Origin of the sequence: Pseudomonas sp. B13(2017) (genome assembly GCF_002113245.1) — a bacterium.
Lineage (GTDB): Bacteria > Pseudomonadota > Gammaproteobacteria > Pseudomonadales > Pseudomonadaceae > Aquipseudomonas > Aquipseudomonas putida_Z.
The window spans coordinates 164,031-170,367 of the sequence record NZ_NEJX01000014.1 but is presented as its reverse complement, the minus strand read 5'-3'; the positions used below and the strand labels follow the sequence as shown (position 1 = coordinate 170,367).

Below are 6,337 nucleotides of genomic sequence, written 5' to 3'. Positions count from 1 at the left end.
GATGGGGTCCATCATGCCGCACACGTCGATGATCTGGAAACGGCCCTGCTTGGACTTCTTGATCGGCTTCTGGCCGGTGATCATCATCATCGGCATGCCGCCCAGGTAGGCGTAGGCGCTGGCGGTGACCAGGTTGGTGGCGCCAGGGCCGAGGGTCGACAGGCTGACGCCGGTCTTGCCAGTCAGGCGACCATAGGTGGCAGCCATGAAACCTGCGGACTGCTCGTGACGGGTAAGTACCAGCTTGATCTTCGACTTGCGCAGGGATTCGAGCAGGTCGAGGTTTTCCTCACCAGGAATGCCGAATACATACTCGACACCTTCGTTTTCCAGGCATTGCACAACGACATCGGCGGCCTTGGCCATTTGGGGTACTACCTCAAAATCTTTGTGGGATTGCAGATTTATTAAGCTGCGTGACTGAGATGTTGCAGGATGTCTCAGTGGCGCGCATCGTAGGCCCTCTGGTTAATAATAATAAATATATTGTTATGATGCTTGGCATCACAGTTTGTTATGAACGGTAAACCCCCTCAATGAACCTCAAGGCATTGCGCTGCTGCGTCGAGATCGTGCGCCAAGGCAGCTTCACCAAAGCCGCGCAGCACCTGCATATTGCCCAGCCGGCACTGAGCATGGCTGTTACCCGCCTGGAAGAAGAACTGGGCGTCACCCTGTTCAACCGCACCACGCGCAAAGTCATCCTCACAGCCGAGGGCGAACGCTTCCTGCCACGTATCGAATCGGCCCTGCGCGAAATGGATGTGGCCCGGCAAGAACTGCGCGACATGGCCGACCTGAAGCGCGGCGAGGTGCGCCTGGGTATCCCGCCGATGTTCGGCCTGCATTATGTGCCCGGCTTGATGAACGCCTTCCGCCAGCTGTACCCGGGCATTGCCATGACCGTGTTCGAAGGCAGTGCCGAGGACATTGGCCATCGCCTGGAACAACGGGAAATCGACCTGGCGCTGCTGGAGTCCAGGCGCGTGCCGCCCGACAAGGAATCGATCCTGCTGGGCAGCGACGAGATGCTGGCGTGCATGCACCCTGACCATCCCTATGCCGGCAAGGCCTTCCTCACGGCCGAGGACCTGCGCAATACCGACATGGTGGTATTCGACCGCACCTTCGTGCAGCGCCACCTGCTGGATGCGTTCTTCGCCGAACATGGCATCACGTACCAGGTAGCACTGCAGAGCAACTTCGTATCGCTGGTGGTACAGGCCGCGCTGGACAACATGGGCGTGGCGACCCTGCTGCGCTCGGTGCAACAACGCACGCCGGGCATTGTCGGCGTACCGTTCCAGCCAGCGCAGCAGATGAGCTTCCGCTTGTGCTGGCGCTCGGGGGAATACCTGTCGCTGGCCAGCAAGCGCTTCATCGATTTTGCCGCGCAGACCCATTACCTGGAGCGTTGATACCAGCCTGTTCCGGCCTCTTCGCGGCTAAGGCCGCTTCCACAGGGGTTGTGCATACCGCAAGCCTGCACTGATCCCTGTGGGAGCGGCTTTAGCCGCGAATACCGGCGCATCCGGTGGCAAACGATTTGACGGGGCCAGGCAGCAAATGTCAGGCAATGCACCCGTCAAATGCCATTACAAACCTGTCAATCGTTGCAATCCGTCAGGTTCTTGCCTGCGCTTCGCCTCCCTACAATGGCCTCACAACAACAAACGAGCCCAGCTCCGTGAGGCACGACCCCATGTACAGAGACCATATCGTCAAACCGCGTGCGACCGACAACCCTGCGTTCATGGCCCTGGCCACCGCCGTGATCTTTGCACTCGCCCTTTTCTACGGTGTGGGCGACGGTAGCCTGGCCCGGCTGATGGGCCCGATCGTGCTCGACCTGCAGGCACCGCTAATGCGCAACATCGCCGTGGCCGGCACCTTGGCCGTCACCCTGGTGCTGAATCTGTTCATCCTCGGCCGCTTTGCGCTACGGGCCCAGGTAATTACCGTCTGGTTCGAACTGTTGCTGCTGTTCCTGCTGTTCTTCGACACTTTCGACCTGTCTTACAGTTTCATCGCCAGCAAGGTCGGCTTCATGATCACCCAAGGGGTGTTCACCACCGTCTACGTGTCCACGATCTCGATCGCCATCGCGTTCGTCCTGGCCCTGATGGGTGCGACTGCACGCTTGTCGTCCAACGGCTTCGCCATCGCCATCGCCAGTTTCTATACCTCGTTCTTCCGCGGTGTACCGCTGCTGATCCAGATCTACCTGATCTATCTCGGCATCCCCCAACTCGGCTACGTGGTCGGTGCAGTGCCGGCGGGCATCCTGGCCCTGTCGCTGTGCTATGGCGCCTACATGACGGAAATCTTCCGCGCCGGCATCAGCAGCATCCCGCGCGGGCAGTGGGAAGCCTCGCGAGCAATTGGCCTGACCCCCTTCCAGGCAATGACCCGGGTGATCCTGCCGCAGTCGATGCGACTGATCATCCCGCCCACCGGCAACCAGTTCATTTCCATGCTGAAGGACAGCTCGCTGGTGTCGGTGATCGGCGTGTGGGAGTTGATGTTCCTGGCTCGCACACAGGGCCGCGCAGAGTTCCGCCACCTGGAAATGCTGATTACCGCCGCCGTCCTGTACTGGGTGCTGTCGATCCTGCTCGAAGCCGTGCAGTCGCGCCTGGAAAAACGTTTCGACCGCGCCCACCGCTGATCGAGGAGCATCACGATGAACCAAGTAGTCACCCCAGCTGCCGCCCAGGCCGCCGTATCGATCCGCGGTCTGCAGAAATGGTACGGCGACTTTCATGTACTCAAGGGTATCGACCTGGAAATCGCCAGCGGCGAGATCGTGGTGGTCTGCGGCCCGTCAGGCTCAGGCAAGTCCACACTGATTCGCTGCCTGAACCTGCTGGAGGACTTCCAGAAAGGCCAGGTGCTGATTGCCGGCAACCCGCTTGACCGTGATGCCGCCAGCGTGGCCGCCATTCGTCGCCAGGTCGGCATGGTGTTCCAGCAGTTCAACCTGTTCCCGCACCTGACCGTGCTGGAAAACCTGATGCTCGGTCCGCGCCTGGTCAGCAGGCTCAACGAGGCCCAGGCCCGCGCCCTGGCCCTGGAGTACCTGGAGCGGGTGCGCATCGCCAGCCAAGCCGACAAGTTCCCCGGCCAGCTTTCCGGTGGCCAGCAACAGCGGGTAGCCATTGCCCGCGCGCTGTGCATGAAGCCGCGGATCATGCTGTTCGACGAACCCACTTCGGCACTGGACCCGGAAATGGTCAAGGAAGTGCTCGATGTGATGGGCGAGCTGGCCCAGGATGGCATCACCATGCTCTGTGTCACCCACGAAATGGGCTTCGCCCGCCGGGTCGCCGACCGCATCATCTTCATGGACCAAGGCCAGGTCATCGAGCAGGCCCGGCCCAACGACTTCTTCGACAACCCGCGCCATGCCCGCGCCAGGGAGTTCCTTTCGCAGATTCTCAGCCACTGAGGCCTGTGTCTACCGCTGTGCCGACACCACAACAACAATTGCATACCCGGAGACTTACCGAATGAACCCACTTGCACGCTTGTTTGCCCTCACTGCCGTCGCCGGCAGCCTGGCCCTGATGACCGGCGCCGCCTGGGCGGGCGCCACCCTGGATCGCATCCACCAGAGCAAGGTCATGAAAGTGGCCACCGCCGCCAACTGGCCACCGCAGTCGTTCCTTGGCGAGGACAACACCCTCAAGGGCTTCGACATCGATGTTGCCAACGAAATCGGCAAGCGCATGGGCACCACGGTAGCGTTTGTCACCCCCGAGTACGGCATCATCACTGCCGGGCGCTGGGCCAGCCGCTGGGACCTGTCGGTCGGTTCGATGACGCCTACCACCGAGCGTGGCCGCGTACTCGACTTCCCGGCCATCTACTACTACACCCCCTACATGTTCGCAGTGCACAAGGATGCCGCCGGCGCCAGCGCTGCCGACCTCAATGGCAAGACCATCGGCGTCGAGGCCGGCACTACCTCCGAGGACTACATCAACCGCCGGCTGAAGATCGACGCGGCGGACGTACCTGCATTCAGCTACACCGTGGAGCCTGGTGATGTGCAGACCTACGGCGACAGCATGGGCCCGCTGGATGACCTGCGCATGGGCAACGGCATCCGCCTGGATGCCGCACTGTCGCCGCTGCCGACCATCATGGGCGCGATCAAGGCCGGTTACCCGATTGCCCCGGTGCAGGGCAAGCCCGCCTACTACGAACCGCTGGCCATCGCCACCGACAAGGGCGACGACGCCTTCAATGCCGAACTGGCCAAGGCCGTCGAAAGCATGAAGGCCGACGGTACGCTGAAGCAGCTGTCCGAGAAGTGGTACGGCGCCGACCTCACGCAAGTGCAATAACCCCATCACCCACAGGCCAGCGCCCCTCAGCTGAAGGGCGTGCGGCCCCCGCGTGCCCGTAGAACCTGCAACGCTCAGTAAAAGGATGACCCAGCCGATGTCCAGCTACAGCAACAACTACTACACCGGAACCATGCGCCCGGCCTCGCAGCGCCCGGCTTTGGCCGGCGAAACCCGGGCCGATGTATGCGTCATCGGCGGCGGCCTGGCGGGCCTGAGCGTAGCCTTGGAACTGCTGTCGCGCGGGCGCTCGGTGGTATTGCTGGAAGCCGCGCGAGTGGCCTGGGGGGCCTCAGGGCGCAATGGCGGCTTCGTGCTGCAGGGCTGGTCCGAAGGGCTGTCGGCCATCGAGCGGCGCTGCGGCAAGCCGACAGCAGCGGCATTGTTCCGGCTGTCACTGGAGGGCGTCGATATCGTCCGCGACACCATCGCCCGCCACCAGCTGCCAGGCTGTGCCGCGACCACCGGCAAACTCAGCGTGGTGCGCTACGACGACGCCGACAACCTGCAGCGCACCCGCGACCGCATGGCCCGTGACTTCGGTTTCGAGATGGAATACCTGGATACCCCGACGCTACGTAGCCACCTGAACACCGACCGCTACTACCAGGGGCTGCGCGACAGCCATGGTTTTCATTTCCACCCGCTGAACTACTGCCTGGGCCTGGCCGAGCTGGTCGAGCTTGCCGGCGGCTGTATCCACGAGCAATCGCCCATGCTGCGGGTAACACGCGTGGCCGGGCGCCACCGCGTAACCACTGCCCACGGCGCGGTCACCTGTGCCGATGTGGTGTACTGCTGCGGCGGTTACGGCGGCGCCGAGTTCGGCCGGCTGCGCCGAGCTTTCCTGCCGATCGCCACCTACGTGGTACTCACCGAACACCTGGGTGAACGCCTGAATGCCGTGGTACGTACCACGGATGCCGTCGGCGACAACCGCCGCGCCTCGGATTACTACCGCATCGTCGAAGGTGACCGCCTGCTGTGGGGTGGCCATATCACCACCCGCAATCTGCAGGACGAACAACGCCTCGGGCAGTTGCTGACCCGTGACATCCTCAACGTTTATCCGCAGCTGCAGGGTTTGAAAATCGCCAAGGCCTGGTCCGGGCTGATGGGCTACGCCCGCCACAAGATGCCGCACATCGGCCCTCTGGGCCCGGGGTTGTGGGCCTGTACTTCATTTGGGGGCCATGGTATGAACACCGCACCCGTGGGCGCCAGGGTAGTCGCCGAGGCGGTGTGCGGCGAAACCGACCGTTATCGCCTGTTCGATGCCTATGGCCTGGAATGGAACGGCGGACCGTTTGGGCCTGCTGCGGCACAAGCGGTGTATGCCGGGCTGAAGCTGATGGACCGGTTCCAGGAAGCGCGCTCGCAGTACAACAACTAGAACGACAACCAGGAATCGCCATGGACCCCCTCCCCCCCGGCGCGCTGTTCAAACTTACCGAAAAGGACCGCCAACTGCTGGCGCTGCTGCAGGCCAACGCCCGCGAGCCCACCGCCTCGCTGGCACGCAAGCTGGGTGTGTCGCGCTCGGCGGTGCAGGAGCGCATCAACCGCCTGGAGAATGCCGGCGTGATCACCGGCTACAGCGTGCGCATCGACCAGGACAAGCTGCAGCAGGTGATCAACTGCTTCACCATGACCTCCTGCAGCAACAAGAGCTACACCGACGTGATGACCACCTTGCGCAAGATGGAGTCGGTGCAGGCGGTGTACGCGGTATCGGGCGAAATGGATTTCATCATCCACCTGACCACCCACACCTTGGGCGAACTGAATGCCGAACTGACCCGTATAAACATGATCAAGGGTGTGACCCATACGGCGTCGCACATTGTCATGGAGACCAAGTTCAGCAAGAAGCTGACGTTGTAATCCCCCTCCCAGGCTTATGCAGAGCCTTGTGGGAGCGGGCGTGCCCGCGAACACCGGCGCAGCCGGTGCCATCCTCCGCGCTGGATTCTTCGCGGGCATGCCCG

Annotated in this window: 7 protein-coding genes; 6 read left to right on the top strand and 1 reads right to left on the bottom strand. The window is 62.5% G+C overall.

What is annotated here, in order from left to right; all coding sequences use genetic code 11:
* Positions 1-366, bottom strand: a 366-nt coding sequence (locus CAG44_RS18750; RefSeq protein WP_256575277.1) for a thiamine pyrophosphate-binding protein, incomplete at its 3' end; no start/stop codon positions are given.
* 170 nt (positions 367-536) lie between these two features.
* Here CAG44_RS18750 and CAG44_RS18745 point away from each other — a divergent pair.
* From CAG44_RS18745 to CAG44_RS18720, 6 genes are all read left to right on the top strand, one after another.
* Complete coding sequence (locus CAG44_RS18745) at positions 537-1,418, top strand: LysR family transcriptional regulator (RefSeq protein WP_025339213.1); 882 nt, start codon at positions 537-539, stop codon at positions 1,416-1,418.
* Between the two features lie 284 nt (positions 1,419-1,702).
* Positions 1,703-2,668 (top strand): amino acid ABC transporter permease, encoded by a 966-nt coding sequence (locus tag CAG44_RS18740; RefSeq protein WP_085692746.1) that lies wholly within the window; start codon positions 1,703-1,705, stop codon positions 2,666-2,668.
* Positions 2,669-2,683: 15 nt separating this feature from the next.
* Positions 2,684-3,448: an amino acid ABC transporter ATP-binding protein gene (locus tag CAG44_RS18735; RefSeq protein WP_085619546.1), complete on the top strand. Its 765-nt coding sequence runs from the start codon at positions 2,684-2,686 to the stop codon at positions 3,446-3,448.
* A gap of 61 nt (positions 3,449-3,509) precedes the next feature.
* Positions 3,510-4,349, top strand: coding sequence for an ABC transporter substrate-binding protein (locus tag CAG44_RS18730; RefSeq protein WP_085692745.1), 840 nt, complete (start codon positions 3,510-3,512; stop codon positions 4,347-4,349).
* A gap of 97 nt (positions 4,350-4,446) precedes the next feature.
* Positions 4,447-5,742, top strand: a complete 1,296-nt coding sequence (locus tag CAG44_RS18725) for an FAD-binding oxidoreductase (protein ID WP_085692744.1) — start codon at positions 4,447-4,449, stop codon at positions 5,740-5,742.
* A 20-nt stretch (positions 5,743-5,762) separates the two neighbouring features.
* Positions 5,763-6,233: an Lrp/AsnC family transcriptional regulator gene (locus CAG44_RS18720; RefSeq protein WP_075045277.1), complete on the top strand. Its 471-nt coding sequence runs from the start codon at positions 5,763-5,765 to the stop codon at positions 6,231-6,233.
* Positions 6,234-6,337 lie beyond the last annotated feature (104 nt).